The sequence below is a fragment of the Escherichia sp. R1 genome, from assembly GCF_003000935.1.
Lineage (GTDB): Bacteria > Pseudomonadota > Gammaproteobacteria > Enterobacterales > Enterobacteriaceae > Escherichia > Escherichia coli.
In genome coordinates this window covers 25,277-47,657 of sequence record NZ_PSRU01000014.1, presented here as the reverse complement: position 1 = coordinate 47,657, position 22,381 = coordinate 25,277, and the positions used below count along the sequence as shown (strand labels likewise).

Here is a 22,381-nt window from a genome sequence, read left to right as displayed (position 1 = left end):
ATGTAATACATAAACCGCAACGCTGATACAGGTTGCGGTTTTTTTATTGCCGGATGCGGTGCTTGACGCGTTTTGTTTTGGTGTCTTTCAGGATATTAGAGCTACTCATCCAGTAATCTTGTTTACGCCTTCGCATTATTTATCTCTATTCATTTCTATACTGATTTTTCTTAATCCGTTTTATTACAGGGCAGGGTACGATGAGCAGCAACACATTTACTCTCGGTACAAAATCCGTTAACCGTCTTGGTTATGGCGCGATGCAACTGGCTGGTCCTGGGGTTTTTGGCCCGCCCAGAGATCGCCACGTCGCTATAACCGTGCTGCGCGAGGCGCTGGCATTGGGCGTCAATCATATTGATACCAGCGACTTTTATGGTCCGCACGTCACCAATCAGATTATCCGCGAAGCGCTTTATCCGTACTCTGACGACCTGACAATTGTCACTAAAATTGGTGCGCGGCGTGGAGAGGACGCTTCCTGGTTACCCGCATTTTCTCCGGCAGAGCTGCAAAAAGCGGTACACGATAATCTACGTAATCTCGGCCTGGACGTACTGGATGTGGTTAACCTGCGCGTTATGATGGGGGATGGTCATGGCCCGACGGAAGGATCGATTGAGGCCAGCCTGACAGTGCTGGCGGAGATGCAACAACAAGGCCTGGTAAAACATATTGGCCTGAGTAACGTCACACCGACGCAGGTTGCAGAGGCGCGAAAGATTGCCGAAATCGTCTGCGTGCAGAACGAATACAACATTGCCCACCGTGCTGATGACGCAATGATTGATGCTTTGGCTCGTGATGGCATTGCCTACGTGCCGTTCTTCCCGCTCGGGGGCTTTACGCCGCTGCAATCCTCCACGCTTTCCGATGTTGCTGCGAGCCTTAATGCGACACCAATGCAGGTGGCGCTGGCGTGGCTGTTACAGCGTTCACCGAATATTTTGCTGATTCCTGGAACATCTTCTGTTGCGCATTTACGGGAGAATATGGCTGCTGAAAAATTGCATCTTTCTGAGAAAGTGTTGTCTACGTTGGATGGTATTTCGCGAGAATAACGAATATACAAAAGGGAAAGATGCATTTCCCTTTTGTTTCTTTTTTAATGGCATGGAGTGCATATGTTTAAGGCCAGGATTTGCGGCTGGATAATCAGGGAAAAGGCGATGGATTCATTGATTCGTACAGTGATAGATGGTATCTCACTGATATCCAGACGGTAATCAAACAGATGTGTAGGGCATTCATCCACCACATCTTGATATATTCCGAATTTACGTTGATGCTGCGCGTTGTGATATCTCCGCCGTCGGAATTGATGCACCATAGAGCAAACTGAATATCACGGAATGATAAATGACGCTCTACCAGATAAAACCGCTCTTTCAGCCGCTGTTAAGACCGACGATGTTTTGGCTTTATAAGCACCATGTTACAGCGAATCACATCACTCTTGCTGCACTGGCGCTTTCTCTTATTACAGGATTGCTGTTGATGTTGGTCGCACAACCCATCCTCTTTTTGCTATTGCCCATCGTGCTTTTTGTCCGTATGGCACTCAATGCGCTGGATGGCATGATGGCGCGTGAGTGCAATCAGCAAACACGTCTTGGGGCGATTTTGAATGAAACTGGCGATGTTATTTCCGATATTGCGCTTTATTTACCGTTTTTATTTTTACCGGTAAGTAACGCATCACTCGTAATACTCATGTTATTTTGCACCATATTGACTGAGTTTTGCGGTTTACTCGCGCAGACGATTAACGGTATTCGCAGTTATGCCGGTCCATTTGGCAAAAGCGATCGCGCGTTAATATTTGGATTGTGGGGGCTGGCCGTTGCCATTTATCCACAGTGGATGCAATGGAATAATCTTTTATGGAGCATTGCTTCAATTCTGCTTCTCTGGACTGCGATTAATCGTTGTCGGAGTGTGCTTTTTATGAGTGCTGAAAGATAATGCTGGAAAAATCTCTGGCAACACTTTTCGCGTTGTTAATTTTAGCAACGCTGATAAACCGTTTTCTGGTATGGCGGTTACCGGAGAGAAAAGGGGGTGAGGTTACATTACGTATTCGTACCTGGTGGGGCATCGTCATTTGTTTTTCACTGGTGATTTCAGGTCCACGCTGGATGACGTTGACGTTTTTTGCGCTGATAAGTTTTCTGGCATTGAAAGAATATTGTACGCTTATATCTGTACATTTTCCGCGTTGGTTATATTGGGGTATTCCTCTTAACTATTTGCTTATCGGTTTTAATTGCTTTGAGCTGTTTCTGTTATTTATACCTTTGGCTGGGTTTCTGATATTAGCCACCTGGCGAGTTTTAGTGGGTGACCCCTCCGGTTTTCTGCATACCGTGAGCGCCATTTTTTGTGGCTGGATAATGACCGTTTTCGCCTTGAGTCATGCCGCCTGGTTATTAATGTTGCCAACCACAAATATCCAGGGCGGGGCGTTACTGGTGTTATTTCTTTTGGCATTAACCGAGTCAAACGATATTGCACAGTATTTATGGGGAAAATCCTGCGGCAGAAGAAAAGTGGTCCCTAAAGTCAGCCCGGGAAAAACATTGGAAGGTCTGATGGGCGGCGTAATCACCACCATGATTGCGTCACTGATTATTGGACCGTTGCTTACACCGCTAGATACATTACAGGCATTATTAGCGGGTTTGTTAATCGGTATTAGTGGTTTTTGCGGCGATGTAGTGATGTCAGCCATCAAACGAGATATTGGTGTTAAAGATAGTGGAAAACTATTACCAGGACATGGCGGACTCCTTGACAGGATTGACTCATTAATTTTCACCGCTCCGGTATTTTTTTATTTTATTCGCTACTGCTGTTACTGAAGGAAAATAGAGAAAATGGAAAATTCACGCATCCCTGGGGAGCATTTTTTTACCACCAGTGATAATACAGCGTTGTTTTATCGGCACTGGCCCACTTTACTGCCAGGGGCGAAAAAGGTCATCGTCTTATTTCATCGCGGTCATGAACATTCTGGTCGTCTACAACATATCGTTGATGAACTGGCGATGCCAGATACTGCTTTTTATGCATGGGATGCCCGAGGGCATGGACAAACTTCGGGGCCGCGTGGTTATAGTCCGTCTCTTGCGCGTTCAGTGCAGGATGTTGATGAATTTGTCCGTTTTGCTGCCAGCGACAGCCAGGTCGGACTGGAAGAGGTGGTTGTGATCGCGCAAAGCGTCGGCGCAGTGATGGTTGCCACATGGGTTCATGATTATGCGCCTGCTATTCGCGGACTAGTGCTGGTATCTCCGGCCTTTAAGGTTAAATTGTATGTGCCGCTGGCACGTCCTGGGCTGGCGTTATGGCATCGTCTGCGTGGTCTGTTTTTTATTAATTCCTATGTGAAAGGGCGTTATCTGACCCACGATCGGCAACGGGTGGCGAGTTTCAATAATGATCCGCTGATCACACGGGCGATTGCCGTCAATATCTTGCTCGATCTCTATAAAACGTCTGAACGTATTGTTAGCGATGCGGCGGCGATTACGCTCCCCACGCAACTTCTGATATCAGGCGATGACTATGTGGTGCATCGCCAACCGCAGATTGATTTTTATCAGCGTTTACGTAGTCCTCTGAAAGAGCTGCATCTGCTGCCAGGCTTTTATCACGACACGTTGGGTGAAGAGAACAGGGAGCAGGCATTTGAAAAAATGCAAAGCTTTATCAGCCGTTTATATGCTAACAAGTCACAAAAATTTGATTATCAGCATGAAGACCGCACTGGACCATCAGCGGATCGATGGCGGCTCCTTTCTGGTGGACCCGTGCCGTTATCGCCGGTTGATTTGGCGTATCGCTTTATGCGAAAGGCGATGAAACTGTTCGGGGCGCACTCTGCGGGCCTGCATCTCGGAATGAGTACCGGCTTTGATTCAGGCAGTTCGCTGGATTATGTCTATCAAAATCAACCGCAAGGCAGTAACGCATTCGGGCGCTTTATCGACAAAATCTACCTGAACAGTGTTGGCTGGCGCGGTATTCGCCAGCGCAAAACCCATTTACAAATGCTGATTAAACAAGCCGTTGCCCATCTCCACGCCAAAGGTTTAGCCGTCCGCGTGGTTGACATTGCCGCAGGGCATGGGCGCTATGTACTGGATGCGCTGGCAAACGAGCCCGCCATAAGCGAAATTTTGTTACGTGATTACAGTGAGGTAAATGTTGCACAAGGGCAAGAGATGATTGCCCAACGGGGAATGTCTGGGCGGGCGCGTTTTGAACAGGGCGATGCGTTTAATCCGGCAGAACTCAGCACGTTAACTCCGCGGCCTACGCTGGCGATTGTCTCTGGCCTGTATGAGCTTTTTCCCGAAAATGAGCAGGTAAAAAACTCACTCGCAGGTCTTGCCAATGCCATCGATCCGGGTGGCATTCTCATCTACACCGGGCAGCCGTGGCACCCACAACTGGAGCTGATTGCCGGGGTGTTAACCAGTCATAAAGATGGTAAACCGTGGGTAATGCGCGTGCGTTCTCAAGGGGAGATGGATTCGCTCGTGCATGATACCGGATTTGATAAATGCACACAACGGATTGATGAGTGGGGCATTTTTACGGTTTCGATGGCGGTGCGTCGTGATAACTGAACGCCGGAACGTATTGCTACAAGGAGCTGGCTGGTTATTGTTGCTGGCCCCGTTTTTCTTCTTTACATATGGATTTCTTAATCAGTTCACCGCGACTCAGGATCTTAACAACCATGATATCCCCAGTCAGGTATTCGGTTGGGAAACGGCGATCCCTTTTCTTCCCTGGACTATTGTTCCTTACTGGAGTCTGGATCTTTTATATGGATTTTCGCTGTTCATTTGTAGCTCGACATTCGAACAGCGCCGACTGGTTCACCGGCTTATTCTGGCAACGGTAATGGCCTGCTGCGGTTTTTTTCTCTATCCGCTGAAGTTTAGTTTTATCCGTCCTGAAGTGAGTGGGGTGACAGGATGGCTATTTTCGCAACTTGAACTGTTTGATCTGCCTTATAACCAGTCTCCTTCGCTGCATATTATTCTCTGCTGGCTACTTTGGCGTCACTTTCGTCAGCATCTGGCTGTGAGGTGGCGTAAAGTCTGCGGCGGATGGTTTTTACTCATCGCCATTTCGACGCTGACGACCTGGCAGCATCATTTTATTGATGTCATCACGGGGCTGGCGGTAGGTATGTTAATTGACTGGATAGTGCCCGTCGACCGTCGTTGGAATTATCAGAAACCTGATCAACGTCGAATCAAAATAGCACTGCCATATGTCGTAGGCGCGTGCTCGTGCATTGTGTTGATGGAGCTAATGATAATGCTTCAGTTATGGTGGTCAGTCTGGTTATGTTGGCCAGTATTATCGCTATTCATCATTGGCCGTGGGTACGGTGGGCTTGGCGCGATAACAACAGGGAAAGATAGTCAGGGGAAACTCCCGCCCGCCGTTTACTGGCTGACATTGCCCTGGCGTATCGGGATGTGGCTGTCTATGCGTTGGTTTTGTCTTCGCCTGGAGCCGGTGAGCAAAATTACTGCTGGTGTTTATTTAGGGGCGTTTCCACGACATATTCCGGCACAGAATGCGGTTCTGGACGTCACCTTTGAATTCCCTCGCGGACGAGCGACAAAAGATCGACTCTATTTTTGTGTACCGATGTTGGATCTGGTGGTTCCGGAAGAGGGGGAGCTCCGACAGGCCGTGGCGATGCTGGAAACATTACGCGAAGAGCAAGGCAGCGTTCTGGTCCATTGCGCGTTGGGATTATCGCGCAGTGCGCTGGTGGTGGCGGCATGGCTGTTATGTTACGGACATTGTAAAACCGTTGATGAAGCGATTAGTTATATTCGAGCCAGACGCTCGCGGATTGTGCTTAAGGAAGAGCACAAAGCGATGCTGAAATTATGGGAAAACAGGTAAGCGGATTGAGATGTGGACTGAATATCTACAGTCCACATCAAGATCGTGTCCGGTTATTCAGCAACAATACTGTCGATGGCTGCTTTCGCGTCAGACTGTGCTTTCGCTGCCATTTCCGGGCCGTACGCGATCCCTTCGGCGAAGACAAATTTCACATCGGTAATGCCGATAAAGCCCAGGAATGTGGACAGATACGGCGTCACCAGATCCGTTGGGCCATCTTTATGGATCCCACCGCGGCTGGTGATAACGATGGCTTTTTTACCGGTGACCAGGCCTTCCGGACCCTTCTCGGTATAGCGGAAAGTAACGCCTGCACGTGCAACCAGGTCAAAATAGTTTTTCAACTGGGTCGAGATATTGAAGTTATACATCGGTGCCGCAATAACGATAACGTCGTGGGCTTTCAGCTCGGCAATCAGCTCATCGGAAAGCGCCAGAGCTTCCTGCTGACGCGGAGTCAGCGGCGCATCGCTCGGACGCAGTGCACCAACCAGTTCGCCATCCAGGACCGGAATCGGATTTGCAGCCAGGTCACGCACGGTGATTTCATCAGCGGAGTGCTTTTCGCGCCATTGTTCAACAAAATAATCGGACAACTGATTAGACTGAGAGTACCCTGCCAGGATGCTGGATTTAAGAACTAATACCTTGCTCATGGTGTTTCCTTATAGATATTTGAATGGGCAATGCCCCGTTGCTTGTTGACACTTTATTCACAATTCTGCCACAGAGATAGCGCAATAAATCGAAGCCTATGTTCGAATTTATTGAACAACGCATAGAAAGCCGCGATGTGGTACTCTATATCTATCATTTAAAAGAAAATTAATCAGGCAGACTACTGCCCACTAACGTTATGACAGAACAACAAAAATTGACCTTTACTGCCTTGCAGCAGCGGCTGGATTCGATGATGCTGCGTGACAGACTGCGTTTTTCTCGCCGTCTGCACGGCGTGAAGAAGGTTAAAAATCCTGATGCACAACAGGCCATTTTCCAGGAGATGGCGAAAGAGATTGACCATGCGGCAGGGAAAGTCCTGCTGCGTGAAGCGGCACGACCGGAGATTACTTACCCGGACAATTTGCCGGTTAGTCAGAAAAAGCAGGACATTCTCGAAGCGATTCGTGACCACCAGGTGGTGATCGTCGCCGGGGAAACGGGTTCCGGTAAAACGACTCAGCTACCGAAAATCTGTATGGAGCTGGGTCGCGGGATTAAAGGGCTGATCGGCCATACCCAGCCGCGTCGGCTGGCGGCGCGAACGGTGGCGAACCGTATTGCGGAAGAGCTAAAAACGGAGCCGGGCGGTTGCATCGGTTACAAAGTGCGTTTCAGCGATCACGTTAGTGATAACACGATGGTCAAGCTGATGACCGACGGCATCCTGCTGGCAGAGATCCAGCAAGACCGCCTGCTGATGCAGTACGACACCATCATTATTGACGAAGCGCACGAACGCAGCCTGAATATCGATTTTCTTCTCGGCTATTTGAAAGAGTTGCTGCCGCGGCGTCCTGACCTAAAAATTATTATCACTTCCGCGACTATCGACCCGGAACGCTTTTCGCGCCACTTTAATAATGCGCCGATTATCGAAGTCTCCGGTCGGACCTATCCGGTGGAAGTGCGCTATCGCCCGATTGTTGAAGAAGCCGATGACACCGAGCGCGACCAGTTGCAGGCGATTTTTGACGCCGTAGATGAACTGAGCCAGGAAAGCCCTGGCGACATTCTGATCTTTATGAGCGGCGAGCGAGAAATTCGCGATACCGCCGATGCGCTGAACAAGCTGAACTTACGCCATACCGAAATCTTGCCGCTTTATGCACGGCTTTCCAACAGCGAACAGAACCGCGTGTTCCAGTCGCACAGCGGGCGACGCATTGTACTGGCGACCAACGTCGCGGAAACCTCGCTGACCGTACCGGGTATTAAATACGTTATCGACCCAGGTACGGCGCGTATCAGCCGCTACAGCTATCGCACCAAAGTGCAGCGTTTGCCGATTGAGCCAATTTCGCAGGCTTCAGCTAATCAGCGTAAAGGCCGCTGCGGCCGTGTGTCAGAAGGGATCTGTATTCGTCTCTATTCCGAAGACGATTTCCTCTCGCGCCCGGAGTTTACCGACCCAGAAATTCTGCGTACTAACCTGGCCTCGGTTATTTTGCAGATGACCGCACTGGGCTTGGGCGATATCGCCGCATTCCCGTTTGTCGAAGCACCGGATAAACGCAATATCCAGGATGGCGTGCGTCTGCTCGAAGAGCTGGGCGCGATCACCACTGATGAACAGGCCAGCGCCTATAAACTGACGCCGCTCGGTCGCCAGCTCTCGCAGTTGCCTGTCGACCCACGTCTGGCGCGTATGGTGCTGGAAGCGCAAAAACATGGCTGCGTGCGTGAGGCGATGATTATCACGTCCGCGCTCTCTATTCAGGACCCGCGTGAGCGGCCAATGGACAAGCAGCAGGCATCGGACGAAAAACATCGTCGCTTCCACGACAAAGAGTCTGACTTCCTCGCGTTTGTAAATCTGTGGAATTATCTTGGCGAGCAGCAAAAGGCGCTTTCTTCTAACGCCTTCCGTCGCCTGTGTCGTACTGATTATCTCAACTATCTGCGCGTGCGCGAATGGCAGGATATCTACACCCAGTTGCGCCAGGTGGTGAAAGAACTTGGCATTCCGGTTAACAGCGAACCGGCGGATTATCGCGAAATTCACATTGCGTTGCTGACCGGTTTGCTTTCGCATATCGGCATGAAAGATGCCGATAAACAAGAATATACCGGCGCACGTAACGCGCGTTTCTCCATCTTCCCCGGTTCTGGTTTATTCAAAAAGCCGCCGAAATGGGTAATGGTGGCGGAACTGGTAGAAACCAGCCGCCTGTGGGGGCGCATTGCGGCACGCATCGATCCAGAATGGGTGGAACCTGTCGCTCAGCATTTAATCAAACGCACCTACAGCGAACCGCACTGGGAACGGGCGCAGGGCGCGGTGATGGCAACGGAAAAAGTCACCGTTTACGGGTTGCCGATTGTTGCTGCGCGTAAGGTCAACTACAGCCAGATCGATCCGGCGTTATGTCGTGAACTCTTTATTCGCCACGCGCTGGTGGAAGGTGACTGGCAGACGCGTCACGCATTCTTCCGTGAAAACCTGAAACTACGGGCCGAAGTGGAAGAACTGGAACACAAAACTCGTCGCCGCGATATTCTGGTGGATGACGAAACGTTGTTTGAGTTCTACGACCAGCGCATCAGCCACGATGTGATTTCCGCACGCCATTTCGACAGTTGGTGGAAAAAAGTCAGCCGCGAAACGCCTGATTTGCTCAACTTTGAAAAGAGCATGTTGATCAAAGAAGGGGCGGAAAAAATCAGCAAACTGGATTACCCGAACTTCTGGCATCAGGGCAATCTCAAACTGCGTTTGAGCTATCAGTTTGAGCCCGGCGCGGATGCTGACGGTGTGACCGTGCATATCCCGCTGCCGCTACTTAACCAGGTTGAGGAGAGTGGGTTTGAGTGGCAGATCCCCGGTCTGCGTCGTGAGCTGATCATCGCCCTGATTAAATCGCTGCCGAAGCCGGTACGCCGTAATTTTGTGCCCGCGCCAAACTACGCCGAAGCGTTTTTAGGCCGCGTCACACCGCTGGAATTGCCGTTGCTCGACAGCCTTGAACGAGAGTTACGGCGGATGACTGGCGTCACCGTTGACCGCGAAGACTGGCACTGGGATCAGGTGCCCGATCACCTGAAAATCACTTTCCGCGTGGTGGATGACAAAAACAAGAAGCTAAAAGAAGGGCGCTCATTACAGGATCTGAAAGACGCCCTGAAAGGCAAAGTGCAGGAAACGCTGTCTGCCGTGGCGGATGACGGTATCGAGCAGAGCGGGCTGCATATCTGGAGTTTTGGTCAACTTCCGGAAAGTTACGAGCAGAAGCGCGGCAACTACAAAGTGAAGGCGTGGCCGGCGCTGGTGGATGAGCGTGACAGCGTAGCGATCAAACTGTTTGATAACCCGCTGGAACAGAAGCAGGCAATGTGGAACGGTCTTCGCCGTTTACTGCTGCTAAATATTCCATCGCCGATCAAGTACTTGCACGAAAAGCTGCCAAACAAAGCCAAGCTGGGGCTGTACTTTAATCCGTATGGCAAAGTGCTGGAGCTGATCGATGACTGTATCTCCTGCGGTGTGGATCAACTGATCGACGCCAATGGTGGCCCGGTCTGGACGGAAGAAGGCTTTGCTGCGCTGCATGAAAAAGTCCGCGCTGAACTGAACGACACGGTGGTGGATATTGCGAAGCAGGTCGAGCAAATCCTCACTGCGGTGTTCAATATCAACAAACGTCTGAAAGGGCGGGTGGATATGACCATGGCGCTGGGGCTTTCTGACATTAAAGCGCAGATGGGCGGGCTGGTGTATCGCGGTTTTGTCACTGGCAACGGTTTTAAACGGTTGGGCGACACGTTACGGTATTTGCAGGCGATTGAAAAACGACTGGAAAAACTGGCGATTGATCCGCATCGTGACCGTGCTCAGATGCTGAAAGTCGAAAACGTCCAGCAGGCATGGCAGCAATGGATCAACAAACTGCCGCCTGCACGTCGTGAGGATGAAGACGTGAAAGAGGTCCGCTGGATGATAGAAGAGCTGCGCGTTAGTTACTTCGCTCAACAACTTGGTACGCCTTATCCGATTTCGGATAAGCGTATTTTGCAGGCGATGGAGCAGATTAGCGGTTAACACTGCTATTTGCCTGATAAATCTAAAACCCGGTAAGCATTTAGCGCCGGGTTTTTTATTAATTCTAAAAACGATAAGGGAAAAAATTCAGGAGTTCAGAAAAATACAATTCTCTGCTGCAAGATGAATAATGTTTATCTACAGCATTTCCTTAAAAAATATGTCAGGCTTGCGGAGTGGCAGTTAAGGAAATACGACTTCCTCCTTTCAGAGTGCTCCGCTTCTCACTATTATCTCACGCAGTATTCTTAAGGGAACGATAAGGAGGAACCATGAATATTACCCCGTTTCCGACGCTTTCGCCGGCAACCATAGATGCCATAAATGTTATCGGACAGTGGCTGGCGCAGGATGATTTCTCCGGTGAGGTGCCGTATCAGGCCGATTGCGTGATCCTTGCAGGCAATGCGGTTATGCCGACTATCGATGCGGCATGTAAGATTGCCCGCGATCAGCAAATTCCTTTACTGATTAGTGGTGGTATCGGTCACTCGACAACTTTTTTGTATAGCGCCATCGCACAGCATCCACACTACAACACTATCCGCACCACTGGCAGAGCTGAAGCTACCATCCTGGCGGATATCGCTCATCAGTTCTGGCATATTCCGCATGAAAAAATCTGGATTGAAGACCAGTCAACAAACTGCGGTGAAAACGCACGCTTTAGCATCGCGCTATTGAATCAGGCCGTAGAACGAGTTCATACGGCTATCGTTGTTCAGGACCCCACCATGCAGCGGCGCACGATGGCGACGTTCCGCCGTATAACCGGGGATAATCCCGATGCACCACGCTGGTTAAGTTATCCCGGATTCGTTCCTCAGTTAGGAAATAACGCAGACAGTGTAATCTTTGTTAATCCGTTGCAAGGATTATGGCCGGTTGAGCGTTATCTATCGCTACTCACTGGCGAGCTGCCGCGTTTACGCGATGATAGCGATGGCTACGGCCCCCGCGGGCGAGATTTTATCGTTCACGTTGATTTTCCGGCAGAAGTCATCCAGGCATGGCAAACGCTGAAACACGATGCGGTGCTCATCGAGGCGATGGAAAGTCGCTCGTTACGTTAAAAATTGCCCGTTCGTGAACCAATTGTTTGCAAACGGGCATGACTTCTGACTTTTATTTCTGCCTTTAATTCCTTTTACACTTGTTTTTATGAAGCCCTTCACAGAATTGTCCTTTCACGATGCCGTCTCTCTGATAATTGATGTTAATTAACAATAAATTTACCAAAAACAAACATGCAAATCACAGGAGTCGCCCATGTCAGTACCCGTTCAACATCCTATGTATATCGATGGACAGTTTGTTACCTGGCGTGGAGACGCATGGATTGATGTGGTAAACCCTGCTACAGAGGTTGTCATTTCCCGCATTCCCGATGGTCAGGCCGAGGATGCCCGTAAGGCAATCGATGCAGCAGAACGTGCACAACCAGAATGGGAAGCGTTGCCTGCTATTGAACGCGCCAGTTGGTTGCGCAAAATCTCCGCCGGGATCCGGGAACGTGCCAGTGAAATCAGTGCGCTGATTGTCGAAGAAGGGGGCAAGATCCAGCAGTTGGCTGAAGTCGAAGTGGCTTTTACTGCGGACTATATCGATTATATGGCGGAGTGGGCACGGCGTTACGAGGGCGAGATTATTCAAAGCGATCGTCCAGGAGAAAATATCCTTCTGTTTAAACGTGCGCTTGGCGTGACTACCGGCATTCTGCCGTGGAACTTTCCGTTCTTCCTCATTGCCCGCAAAATGGCTCCCGCTCTTTTGACCGGTAATACCATCGTCATTAAACCCAGTGAATTTACGCCAAACAATGCGATTGCATTCGCCAAAATCGTTGATGAAATAGGCCTTCCGCGCGGCGTGTTTAACCTTGTACTCGGGCGTGGTGAAACCGTTGGGCAAGAACTGGCGGGTAACCCAAAGGTCGCAATGGTCAGTATGACAGGCAGCGTCTCTGCAGGTGAAAAGATTATGGCGACTGCGGCGAAAAACATCACCAAAGTGTGCCTGGAATTGGGGGGTAAAGCACCGGCTATCGTAATGGACGATGCCGATCTTGAACTGGCAGTCAAAGCCATCGTTGATTCACGCGTCATTAATAGTGGGCAAGTGTGTAACTGTGCAGAACGTGTTTATGTACAGAAAAGCATTTATGATCAGTTCGTCAATCGGCTGGGGGAAGCGATGCAGGCGGTTCAATTTGGTAACCCCGCTGAACGCAACGACATTGCGATGGGACCGTTGATTAACGCCGCGGCGCTGGAAAGGGTTGAGCAAAAAGTGGCGCGCGCAGTAGAAGAAGGGGCGAGAGTGGCGTTGGGTGGCAAAGCGGTAGAGGGGAAAGGATATTATTATCCGCCGACATTGCTGCTGGATGTTCGCCAGGAAATGTCGATTATGCATGAGGAAACCTTTGGCCCGGTTCTGCCGGTGGTCGCATTTGACACGCTGGAAGAGGCTATCTCAATGGCTAATGACAGTGATTACGGCCTGACCTCATCAATCTATACCCAAAATCTGAACGTCGCGATGAAAGCCATTAAAGGGCTGAAGTTTGGTGAAACTTACATCAACCGTGAAAACTTCGAAGCTATGCAAGGCTTCCACGCTGGATGGCGTAAATCCGGTATTGGCGGCGCAGATGGTAAACATGGCTTGCATGAATATCTGCAGACCCAGGTGGTTTATTTACAGTCGTAATGAGTGAAAGAGGCGGAGGTTTTTTCCTCCGCCTGTGCGCGTCAGAGTTTAGCGAATTTTTCGAGGGTGCGAATAAGCTGCGTGACGAAGCCATATTCGTTATCGTACCAGGCGACCGTTTTCACCAGTTGTAAATCGCCCACGGCGGTAATTTCCGTTTGCGTGGCATCAAACACCGAACCGAAATGGCTGCCAATGATATCGGAAGAGACTATTTCTTCATCAGTATAACCAAATGACTCGTTATTGTTTGTCGCCTTTTTAAGCGCGTTGTTCACCTCTTCGGCAGTCACTTTCTTTCCGAGAATTGACACCAGTTCAGTGACCGAACCTGTTTTCACCGGCACGCGTTGCGCATGACCTTTCAGTTTGCCGCTCAGTTCCGGGATCACCAGACCAATGGCTTTTGCCGCCCCCGTAGTGTGGGGAATGATATTTTCTGCCGCTGCGCGTGAAGCACGTAAATCTTTACCACGTGGGCCATCCACCAGTGACTGGGTGCCGGTATAGGCATGAATGGTTGTCATCGTGCCGACTTCTATCCCGAAACTGTCATGCAAGGCTTTGGCCATCGGCGCAAGGCAGTTAGTGGTGCATGACGCCACGGAAACAATGGTGTCGTTGCCATCCAGAGTGTCGTCATTGACGTTATAAACGATGGTTTTCATTTCACCGGCAGGGGCGGAAATCAACACCTTCTTCGCGCCAGCATCAAGATGCGCCTGCGATTTCTCGGCGGAGGTATAAAAGCCTGTACATTCGACAATGATTTCTGCGCCTTTCGCTTTCCACGGAATATTTTTAGCCTCTTTTTCGGCGTAAACCGCGATACTTTTCCCATCAACGATAAGTGAATCTTCCGTATAATCAACGCTCCAGGGGAACGGTCCGTAGTTTGAATCATGTTTCAGCAGGTAGGCGAGAATTTTTGGGGAAGTGAGATCATTAATAGCGACAACGTCTATGTTGCTTTTGACTTCAAGTAATCGACGCAACACCAGTCGACCGATACGACCAAAACCATTAATACCAACTTTACTCATGGTCTTCTCCTGTCAGGAACGTTCGGATGAAAATTGATCCTTTCCAGGCTTAGACCAGGATGGCGGGATGGGCAATCTACATTCTTGCAGTGAAACGTAACGTACTGAAAACGGGTGAACAATATTTAATGAAATTTTAAGAAAAGCCCGTTATGTTAACGGCAAATTATGTTAAAGCAGGAAATGTTATGGGAAATAAATACTCAAGGTTACAAATCAGCATTCACTGGCTGGTCTTTTTGCTGGTTATCGTAGCGTATTGCGCAATGGAGTTTCGTGGTTTCTTCCCACGTAGCGATCGGCCCCTCATCAACATGATTCATGTTTCCTGTGGCATCTCAATTCTCGTACTGATGGTGGTTCGTCTTTTGTTAAGGCTGAAATGCCCAACCCCGCCGATTATACCTAAGCCAAAACCGATGATGACGGGACTGGCGCATTTGGGCCATTTGGTGATTTATCTCCTGTTTATTGCGCTGCCAGTGATTGGTTTGGTGATGATGTATAACCGGGGCAACCCGTGGTTTGCGTTTGGTTTGACGATGCCTTACGCTTCAGAGGCCAATTTCGAGCGGGTTGATAGCTTAAAGTCGTGGCATGAAACGCTGGCGAATCTGGGATATTTTGTCATCGGGTTGCACGCTGCGGCTGCACTGGCACACCACTATTTCTGGAAGGACAACACACTTCTACGCATGATGCCGCGTAAACGTTCCTGAAGGATATTTAAAGAAAACGCCTGTACTAAAACCGACCCGTGGTACAGGCGAAGAATACGGGCCTACATCGGAAGCGCCTATTATATTTATTTGTATGACAAATAAAACCATAATTCTTGTCTATACGTCCATCTGGCTTATCTTTAATCAATTCACCCGATCTTTGATCTCATCAACGGTATCAAAATAAACCAGCGTATAACGTTCAAATCGAACATAAGATTCGATAAATCATGGAGGTTATATGAAAAAACTGGCACTTATCCTGGTTATGGGAACGCTTGTTTCCTTTTATGCCGATGCCGGGCGCAAACCCTGTTCTGGTTCGAAAGGGGGGATCTCACACTGTACGGCAGGCGGCAAATTTGTCTGTAATGATGGTTCTATTAGTGCATCGAAAAAAACATGCACTAACTGAAGTGTAAAAGGGGTGCCATGAGAAAATGAATCTGCTAGTCAGATGCGCGGGGAAAATCCCCGCGCTTGCCCTTACCTAGACGTGCAGGCCATGAGCGCAGCAACCTCCTTATCACCGTCCCGGAACCGCAGTTCGTAGAGCGTTTGTCGGGTCAGGAGTGTGAATGTCAGAATCGTAATGCAGATAATGAGCAGACACACCACCAGAGGGTTGCGCTTCATAGCCTTTCTCCTTGCCGGATGGCGGGTAAGAGGCTAACATCTGAATTGCTTGGTTCATTCGTTGGCCTCGGTTGATAGAAATATCGGTCGGGGCCTTCGTCTTTCTGATTCCCGGTTAGCCTGAAAACAGAAAGTCTCAGGCACCCGCAGGCATCCTATGAGGTTTCCTTAGGGACGAAAATAATCACTTGACGAAATTGCGTGCTGTTTTCCAGAATTTTTCGTCATTCGGTTTAGCCGTTCGTTACTCTCTTCATTCCAATGGCATTATTTTTCTCTGCCATAATTGTTGTAAAAATGTGACGCAAAGAGGTTTTTGGTCATAAGTAATTACCGTCAAGTGCCGATGACTTTCTATCAGGAGTAAACCTGGACGAGAGACAACGGTAATGAATACAACTCCCTCACAGCGATTAGGTTTTTTGCATCACATCAGGCTGGTTCCGTTATTTGCCTGCATTCTTGGCGGTATCTTAGTTCTATTCGCATTAAGTTCTGCTCTGGCTGGCTATTTCCTCTGGCAGGCCGATCGCGATCAGCGTGATGTTACTGCGGAGATTGAGATTCGGACCGGTTAGCGAACAGTTCAGATTTTTTGCGTTCAGCCCGGATCAATATGATTCAGGCCGGGGCAGCGAGTCGTATTGCGGAAATGGAAGCAATGAAGCGAAATATTGCGCAAGCCGAATCGGAGATTAAACAGTCGCAGCAAGGTTATCGTGCTTATCAGAATCGATCGGTGAAAACACCTGCTGATGAAGCCCTCGACACTGAATTAAATCAACGCTTCCAGGCTTATATCACGGGTATGCAACCCATGCTGAAATATGCCAAAAATGGCATGTTTGAGGCGATTATCAATCATGAAAGTGAGCAGATCCGACCGCTGGATAATGCTTATACCGATATTTTGAACAAAGCCGTTAAGATACGTAGCACCAGAGCCAACCAACTGGCGGAACAGGCCCATCAGCGCACCCGCCTGGGTGGGATGTTCATGATTGGCGCGTTTGTGCTTGCCCTGGTCATGACGCTGATAACATTTATGGTGCTACGTCGGATCGTCATTCGTCCACTGCAACATGCCGCACAACGGATTGAAAAAATTGCCAGTGGCGATCTGACGATGAATGATGAACCGGCGGGTCGTAATGAAATCGGTCGCTTAAGTCGTCATTTACAGCAAATGCAGCATTCACTGGGGATGACAGTAGGGACTGTTCGACAGGGTGCGGAAGAGATTTATCGTGGCACCAGCGAAATTTCAGCTGGCAATGCGGACCTGTCATCTCGCACCGAAGAACAAGCGGCGGCTATCGAACAAACTGCCGCCAGCATGGAGCAACTCACTGCGACGGTGAAACAGAATGCGGATAACGCGCATCATGCCAGCAAACTGGCGCAAGAGGCTTCTATTAAAGCCAGCGATGGCGGGCAGATGGTTTCCGGTGTAGTAAAAACGATGGGCGCTATCTCCACGAGTTCGAAGAAAATTTCTGAGATCACCGCCGTCATCAACAGTATTGCTTTCCAGACGAATATTCTGGCACTGAATGCTGCCGTTGAAGCCGCGCGAGCGGGTGAGCAAGGCCCTGGATTTGCCGTTGTCGCCAGCGAAGTACGGACACTCGCAAGCCGCAGCGCTCAGGCGGCGAAAGAGATTGAAGGCTTGATCAGTGAATCAGTCAGGTTAATTGACCTGGGAGCGGATGAGGTGGCCACGGCCGGGAAAACCATGAGCACTATTGTTGATGCCGTCGCGAGTGTCACACATATCATGCAGGAAATCGCCGCCGCCTCGGATGAACAAAGCAGAGGCATAACACAGGTTAGCCAGGCGATTTCTGAAATGGATAAGGTGACGCAACAGAATGCTTCTCTGGTAGAAGAGGCCTCAGCGGCGGCGGTGTCCCTTGAAGAACAGGCGGCACGATTAACTGAGGCGGTGGACGTATTCCGTCTGAACAAACATTCTGTGTCGGCAGAACCTCGCGGAGCTGGTGAACCAGTTAGTTTCGCTACAGTGTGAAAATGTTAAAGGAGGGATCGACAGATCCCTTCACCTTTCAGAACGGCATTGATTTTCGAATAGCGTTAATCATCAACTGGCAACCAGAAGAGAACGTCGCATCTACGCGGGTCAGTATTCCAATCGGTTCGCCTGCACCATGTCCCGGAACAGGCAGGGCTACCAGCGTGGCATGACGCAGGTCGTCTTTTACAGCGCCAGAAGGGACAAACCACACGTAATCGTATTCAACCGTAAGTTGACGAGATAGCGAAGCAGACAGCGTTTCGATACAACCCGAAGGAATTTTACATCCCTGGCTCTGCACTAATGCATCTGAATGCTGGCGTGGCGCAGTGCCTTCTGGTGATACAACGACCGGCCATTCCAGCACCCGGCTTAGCGTTACGTTCTCCTGAAGTAGCGGGTGATTGGGGCGGACAACCAGCTTCAGCGATTCAAGAAACAGCAGTTCATAATTAAGCCCGTTCATCAGTTCAGGATCTGACATCCGACCAATGCCGATATCGATTTCCCCGGTTTTTAAACCCGCCAGAATCATAGGGTTACTCATTGTCGCAACTTGCAAGGTCGTCTCTTTTTGTTGCTGATGAAACTGACCTATAACCGAAGGTAATATCCCTAGTGCCGCAGTAGGTAGCGCACCAACCCTGACGACATCATTATTAAGACCTTCTTTACGATGAAGCGACTGTCCGGCAGTGTTGATGGCGTCAAGAACTCTGACTGCATGCGTTAAAAATTGTTCGCCGGGTAAGGTAAGTTGCGCCCCCTGACGACCACGCTCAAACAAGCGAGCGCCCGTCAGCTGCTCCAGTTCATTCAATGTCTTAGAGAGCGCAGGTTGACTCAAATTAAGGGTTTCAGCCGCGCGCCCCAAAGTTCCTTGTTGTGCGACAGCTACGAATGTATGAAGGTGGCGCAAACGGATGCGCTGACTAAACAGACTATTTTTTTCCATAAGCGATGTTAAAAACGAAGCGGTGTCGCTGACAAGTGAAGTTGTTTTATTATGATAACTTGATTGCAAAATATTATTAACAATTAAAGCAACTATGTTACAGCAAAATGGATAATATTGATGTTTTCGCGGCGAGATCACAGTTTGTAAATTCTTCCAGCCGGAGTGAATGCGGTTACCTACACTCCAGATTACTGACCACTGGAGGCAGACACTATGGCGAACAGCATCACGGCGGATGAGATTCGGGAACAGTTTTCGCAGGCAATGTCAGTCATGTACCAGCAAGAAGTTCCGCAGTACGGCACGCTGCTGGAACTGGTAGCTGATGTAAATCTGGCGGTGCTGGAAAACAATCCTCAACTGCACGAAAAAATGGTAAATGCAGACGAGCTGGCGCGACTGAATGTTGAACGTCATGGGGCGATTCGCGTTGGGACTGCACAAGAGCTTGCTACTCTTCGGCGGATGTTTGCCATTATGGGGATGTACCCGGTGAGCTATTACGATCTCTCGCAGGCAGGGGTGCCGGTACATTCGACAGCATTTCGGCCCATTGATGATGCTTCTCTGGCGCGTAATCCCTTCCGCGTTTTTACCTCGTTACTCCGTCTTGAGCTTATCGAGAACGAAATTTTGCGCCAGAAAGCGGCGGAGATTCTGCGTCAGCGCGATATCTTCACCCCACGTTGTCGACAACTGTTAGAGGAATATGAGCAGCAGGGCGGTTTTAACGAAACACAGGCACAGGAGTTTGTGCAGGAAGCCCTGGAAACGTTTCGCTGGCACCAGTCAGCAACGGTAGATGAAGAAACCTATCGCGCCTTGCACAACGAACATCGGTTGATTGCTGATGTGGTCTGTTTTCCTGGATGCCATATCAACCATCTGACGCCACGTACGCTGGATATTGACCGGGTGCAGTCGATGATGCCTGAATGCGGAATTGAACCCAAAGTTCTGATCGAAGGGCCGCCGCGCCGCGAGGTGCCGATTTTACTACGCCAGACCAGCTTTAAAGCACTGGAAGAGACGGTGTTGTTTGCGGGGCAGAAACAGGGCACACATACCGCGCGCTTTGGTGAAATTGAGCAGCGTGGTGTGGCATTAACGCCGAAAGGGCGACAACTGTATGATGATCTTCTGCGGAGCGCTGGAACCGGGCAGGATAATCTCACTCACCAAATGCATTTACAGGAAACCTTCCGCACTTTTCCTGACAGTGAGTTTTTAATGCGTCAGCAAGGGCTGGGATGGTTCCGGTACCGTCTGACGCCTTCGGGTGAGGCGCATCGTCAGGCGATTCATCCCGGAGACGATCCACAGCCCTTAATAGAACGTGGTTGGGTAGTGGCGCAACCCATTACCTATGAAGATTTCTTGCCCGTTAGCGCGGCGGGGATCTTCCAGTCAAATCTGGGTAATGAAACGCAGGCATGCAATCACGGTGATGCCAGTCGCGAAGCATTTGAGCAGGCGTTGGGGGGTCCGGTTTTGGATGAGTTCCAGCTTTATCAGGAAGCGGAAGAACGCAGTAAACGTCGCTGTGGTTTGCTTTAAATTCTGACCATCCGCCTTTGCAAAAATTTGCCTGATTTTACAAACGAATCAGGCTCATCCCATCGACATAAAAAAAATGCCAATTTATGCATATTCTCTGATTTCAACAATTGGATTATTAATAAATATTGTCTAGAGTGAGCGGTCATAAATAAGCACTTTCTTGCCGCTGAAAATGACCAGCGCGGGACCATTCACAACACCAGAAGGACTCACTTTCAGGTATGGATCGTAGACGATTTATTAAAGGTTCAATGGCTATGGCCGCCGTGTGCGGTACCAGCGGCATTGCTTCTCTTTTTTCTCAGGCGGCATTCGCGGCCGATTCTGATATTGCCGACGGGCAAACCCAGCGTTTTGACTTCTCCATTCTACAGTCAATGGCGCACGACTTAGCGCAAACAGCATGGCGTGGTGCACCACGTCCGTTACCTGATACTCTGGCGACAATGACGCCGCAGGCTTATAACAGTATTCAATACGACGCCGAAAAATCGCTCTGGCATAACGTTGAAAACCGTCAACTGGACGCTCAGTTTTTCCATATGGGAATGGGATTCCGTCGCCGCGTTCGTATGTTTTCTGTAGATCCAGCAACACATCTGGCGCGTGAAATTCACTTTCGCCCGGAGTTGTTCAAATACAACGATGCGGGTGTGGATACCAAACAATTAGAAGGGCAAAGCGATCTCGGTTTTGCCGGTTTTCGCGTGTTTAAAGCCCCCGAACTGGCGCGCCGTGATGTAGTATCATTCCTCGGCGCGAGTTATTTCCGCGCCGTTGATGACACATATCAATACGGTTTGTCGGCCCGCGGCCTGGCGATCGACACTTACACCGACAGCAAAGAAGAGTTCCCCGACTTTACCGCCTTCTGGTTTGATACGGTAAAACCAGGGGCAACCACCTTTACCGTTTATGCGTTGCTCGATAGCGCCAGCATTACTGGTGCCTATAAGTTCACTATCCATTGTGAGAAAAATCAGGTGATTATGGATGTGGAAAATCACCTGTATGCGCGCAAAGACATTAAACAGCTGGGCATTGCACCGATGACCAGTATGTTCAGCTGCGGTACTAATGAACGTCGGATGTGCGACACCATTCATCCGCAAATCCATGACTCTGATCGTCTGTCCATGTGGCGGGGCAACGGCGAGTGGATTTGCCGTCCGCTGAACAATCCGCAAAAATTGCAGTTCAATGCTTACACCGACAACAACCCGAAAGGGTTTGGTTTATTGCAACTGGATCGTGATTTCTCCCATTATCAGGACATTATGGGCTGGTATAACAAACGCCCAAGTCTGTGGGTGGAACCGCGTAACAAGTGGGGTAAGGGCACCATCGGCCTGATGGAAATCCCAACAACGGGCGAAACGCTGGATAACATTGTCTGCTTCTGGCAGCCAGAAAAAGCGGTAAAAGCGGGTGATGAGTTTGCATTCCAGTATCGTCTGTACTGGAGTGCGCAACCGCCTGTTCATTGCCCATTAGCGCGCGTTATGGCGACGCGTACCGGCATGGGCGGTTTCCCGGAAGGTTGGGCGCCAGGTGAACACTATCCCGAAAAATGGGCGCGACGTTTTGCCGTCGATTTCGTTGGTGGTGATCTGAAAGCTGCCGCGCCAAAAGGCATTGAGCCGGTGATTACGCTTTCCAGTGGGGAAGCGAAACAAATCGAAATTCTCTATATTGAACCCATTGATGGTTATCGTATTCAGTTTGACTGGTATCCGACTTCGGACTCCACTGATCCGGTCGATATGCGGATGTATCTGCGTTGTCAGGGCGACGCTATCAGTGAAACATGGCTGTATCAGTATTTCCCGCCAGCGCCGGATAAACGTCAGTATGTTGATGACCGCGTGATGAGTTAATCGTTTTTTCTTCGGCATCTTCTTCGGGAGGTGCCGTCTGGTTAAACACGATCCCGCTCGCATTTTTCCCTAAGTTAAATGAGTAATCTGATGGTGTGTATTTCAGATACACCTTGTCAGCCACTAACAGGGAGTGCGT

General features: G+C 49.7%; 17 protein-coding genes and 1 pseudogene. 14 read left to right on the top strand and 4 right to left on the bottom strand.

The features are described 5' to 3' along the window. Window positions 1–200 precede the first annotated feature (200 nt). The 5 genes from pdxI (at window position 201) to C4F37_RS17115 (ending at window position 5,940) form a co-directional block, all read left to right on the top strand. Window positions 201–1,061, top strand: a complete 861-nt coding sequence (gene pdxI, locus C4F37_RS17135; protein ID WP_001538727.1) for a pyridoxine 4-dehydrogenase — start codon at window positions 201–203, stop codon at window positions 1,059–1,061. Window positions 1,062–1,359: 298 nt separating this feature from the next. Next, complete coding sequence (locus C4F37_RS17130; RefSeq protein WP_001538728.1) at window positions 1,360–1,965, top strand: CDP-alcohol phosphatidyltransferase family protein; 606 nt, start codon at window positions 1,360–1,362, stop codon at window positions 1,963–1,965. Next, complete coding sequence (locus tag C4F37_RS17125; protein ID WP_001538730.1) at window positions 1,965–2,861, top strand: phosphatidate cytidylyltransferase; 897 nt, start codon at window positions 1,965–1,967, stop codon at window positions 2,859–2,861. The genes C4F37_RS17130 and C4F37_RS17125 overlap by 1 nt, the downstream gene beginning before the upstream one ends. A 15-nt stretch (window positions 2,862–2,876) precedes the next feature. Further along, window positions 2,877–4,634 (top strand): bifunctional alpha/beta hydrolase/class I SAM-dependent methyltransferase, encoded by a 1,758-nt coding sequence (locus C4F37_RS17120; RefSeq protein WP_001773912.1) that lies wholly within the window; start codon window positions 2,877–2,879, stop codon window positions 4,632–4,634. 13 nt (window positions 4,635–4,647) lie between these two features. Continuing rightward, window positions 4,648–5,940 (top strand): phosphatase PAP2/dual specificity phosphatase family protein, encoded by a 1,293-nt coding sequence (locus tag C4F37_RS17115; RefSeq protein WP_024186838.1) that lies wholly within the window; start codon window positions 4,648–4,650, stop codon window positions 5,938–5,940. A 53-nt stretch (window positions 5,941–5,993) separates the two neighbouring features. Here C4F37_RS17115 and azoR read toward each other — a convergent pair whose 3' ends face one another. Beyond that, a complete protein-coding gene (azoR, locus tag C4F37_RS17110; protein WP_000048941.1) occupies window positions 5,994–6,599 on the bottom strand; it encodes an FMN-dependent NADH-azoreductase in 606 nt (201 codons plus the stop codon). Between the two features lie 200 nt (window positions 6,600–6,799). On the opposite strand from azoR, the gene hrpA reads away from it, so the two are divergent. The 3 genes from hrpA to aldA all read left to right on the top strand — a co-directional run bounded on the left by hrpA (window position 6,800) and on the right by aldA (window position 13,411). Then, the gene (gene hrpA, locus C4F37_RS17105; protein ID WP_000139619.1) at window positions 6,800–10,702 is read left to right on the top strand and encodes an ATP-dependent RNA helicase HrpA; all 3,903 of its coding nucleotides are present in this window, start codon (window positions 6,800–6,802) and stop codon (window positions 10,700–10,702) included. A 272-nt stretch (window positions 10,703–10,974) separates the two neighbouring features. After that, the gene (gene ydcF / locus C4F37_RS17100) at window positions 10,975–11,775 is read left to right on the top strand and encodes a DUF218 domain-containing protein YdcF (protein ID WP_001027934.1); all 801 of its coding nucleotides are present in this window, start codon (window positions 10,975–10,977) and stop codon (window positions 11,773–11,775) included. Window positions 11,776–11,971: 196 nt separating this feature from the next. After that, window positions 11,972–13,411 (top strand): aldehyde dehydrogenase, encoded by a 1,440-nt coding sequence (gene aldA, locus C4F37_RS17095; protein ID WP_000115979.1) that lies wholly within the window; start codon window positions 11,972–11,974, stop codon window positions 13,409–13,411. A 41-nt stretch (window positions 13,412–13,452) separates the two neighbouring features. On the opposite strand, the gene gap is transcribed toward aldA, so the two are convergent. Then, complete coding sequence (gap, locus tag C4F37_RS17090; protein ID WP_000048688.1) at window positions 13,453–14,454, bottom strand: type I glyceraldehyde-3-phosphate dehydrogenase; 1,002 nt, start codon at window positions 14,452–14,454, stop codon at window positions 13,453–13,455. 188 nt (window positions 14,455–14,642) lie between these two features. On the opposite strand from gap, the gene cybB reads away from it, so the two are divergent. The 3 genes from cybB (at window position 14,643) to C4F37_RS27895 (ending at window position 15,670) form a co-directional block, all read left to right on the top strand. Next, entirely contained in the window at window positions 14,643–15,173 is a 531-nt protein-coding gene (cybB, locus tag C4F37_RS17085) for a cytochrome b561 (RefSeq protein ID WP_001350640.1), read from the top strand. Window positions 15,174–15,417: 244 nt separating this feature from the next. Next, entirely contained in the window at window positions 15,418–15,591 is a 174-nt protein-coding gene (locus tag C4F37_RS17080; protein ID WP_000731859.1) for a hypothetical protein, read from the top strand. Between the two features lie 25 nt (window positions 15,592–15,616). Next, window positions 15,617–15,670, top strand: coding sequence for a hypothetical protein (locus C4F37_RS27895; protein WP_212735803.1), 54 nt, complete (start codon window positions 15,617–15,619; stop codon window positions 15,668–15,670). Here C4F37_RS27895 and hokB read toward each other — a convergent pair. Next, a complete protein-coding gene (gene hokB, locus C4F37_RS17075) occupies window positions 15,663–15,812 on the bottom strand; it encodes a type I toxin-antitoxin system toxin HokB (protein ID WP_001309484.1) in 150 nt (49 codons plus the stop codon). The genes C4F37_RS27895 and hokB overlap by 8 nt on opposite strands. Before the next feature lie 389 nt (window positions 15,813–16,201). On the opposite strand from hokB, the pseudogene trg reads away from it, so the two are divergent. After that, window positions 16,202–17,841, top strand: a pseudogene (gene trg / locus C4F37_RS17070) (methyl-accepting chemotaxis protein Trg). A 37-nt stretch (window positions 17,842–17,878) separates the two neighbouring features. Here trg and C4F37_RS17065 read toward each other — a convergent pair. Beyond that, a complete protein-coding gene (locus C4F37_RS17065) occupies window positions 17,879–18,802 on the bottom strand; it encodes a LysR substrate-binding domain-containing protein (protein WP_000414563.1) in 924 nt (307 codons plus the stop codon). A 216-nt stretch (window positions 18,803–19,018) separates the two neighbouring features. Between C4F37_RS17065 and hglS the strand changes: the two genes are divergently transcribed. Further along, entirely contained in the window at window positions 19,019–20,362 is a 1,344-nt protein-coding gene (hglS, locus tag C4F37_RS17060) for a 2-oxoadipate dioxygenase/decarboxylase HglS (RefSeq protein ID WP_001538734.1), read from the top strand. Window positions 20,363–20,586: 224 nt separating this feature from the next. After that, complete coding sequence (gene opgD, locus C4F37_RS17050; RefSeq protein WP_000375944.1) at window positions 20,587–22,242, top strand: glucan biosynthesis protein OpgD; 1,656 nt, start codon at window positions 20,587–20,589, stop codon at window positions 22,240–22,242. Window positions 22,243–22,381 lie beyond the last annotated feature (139 nt).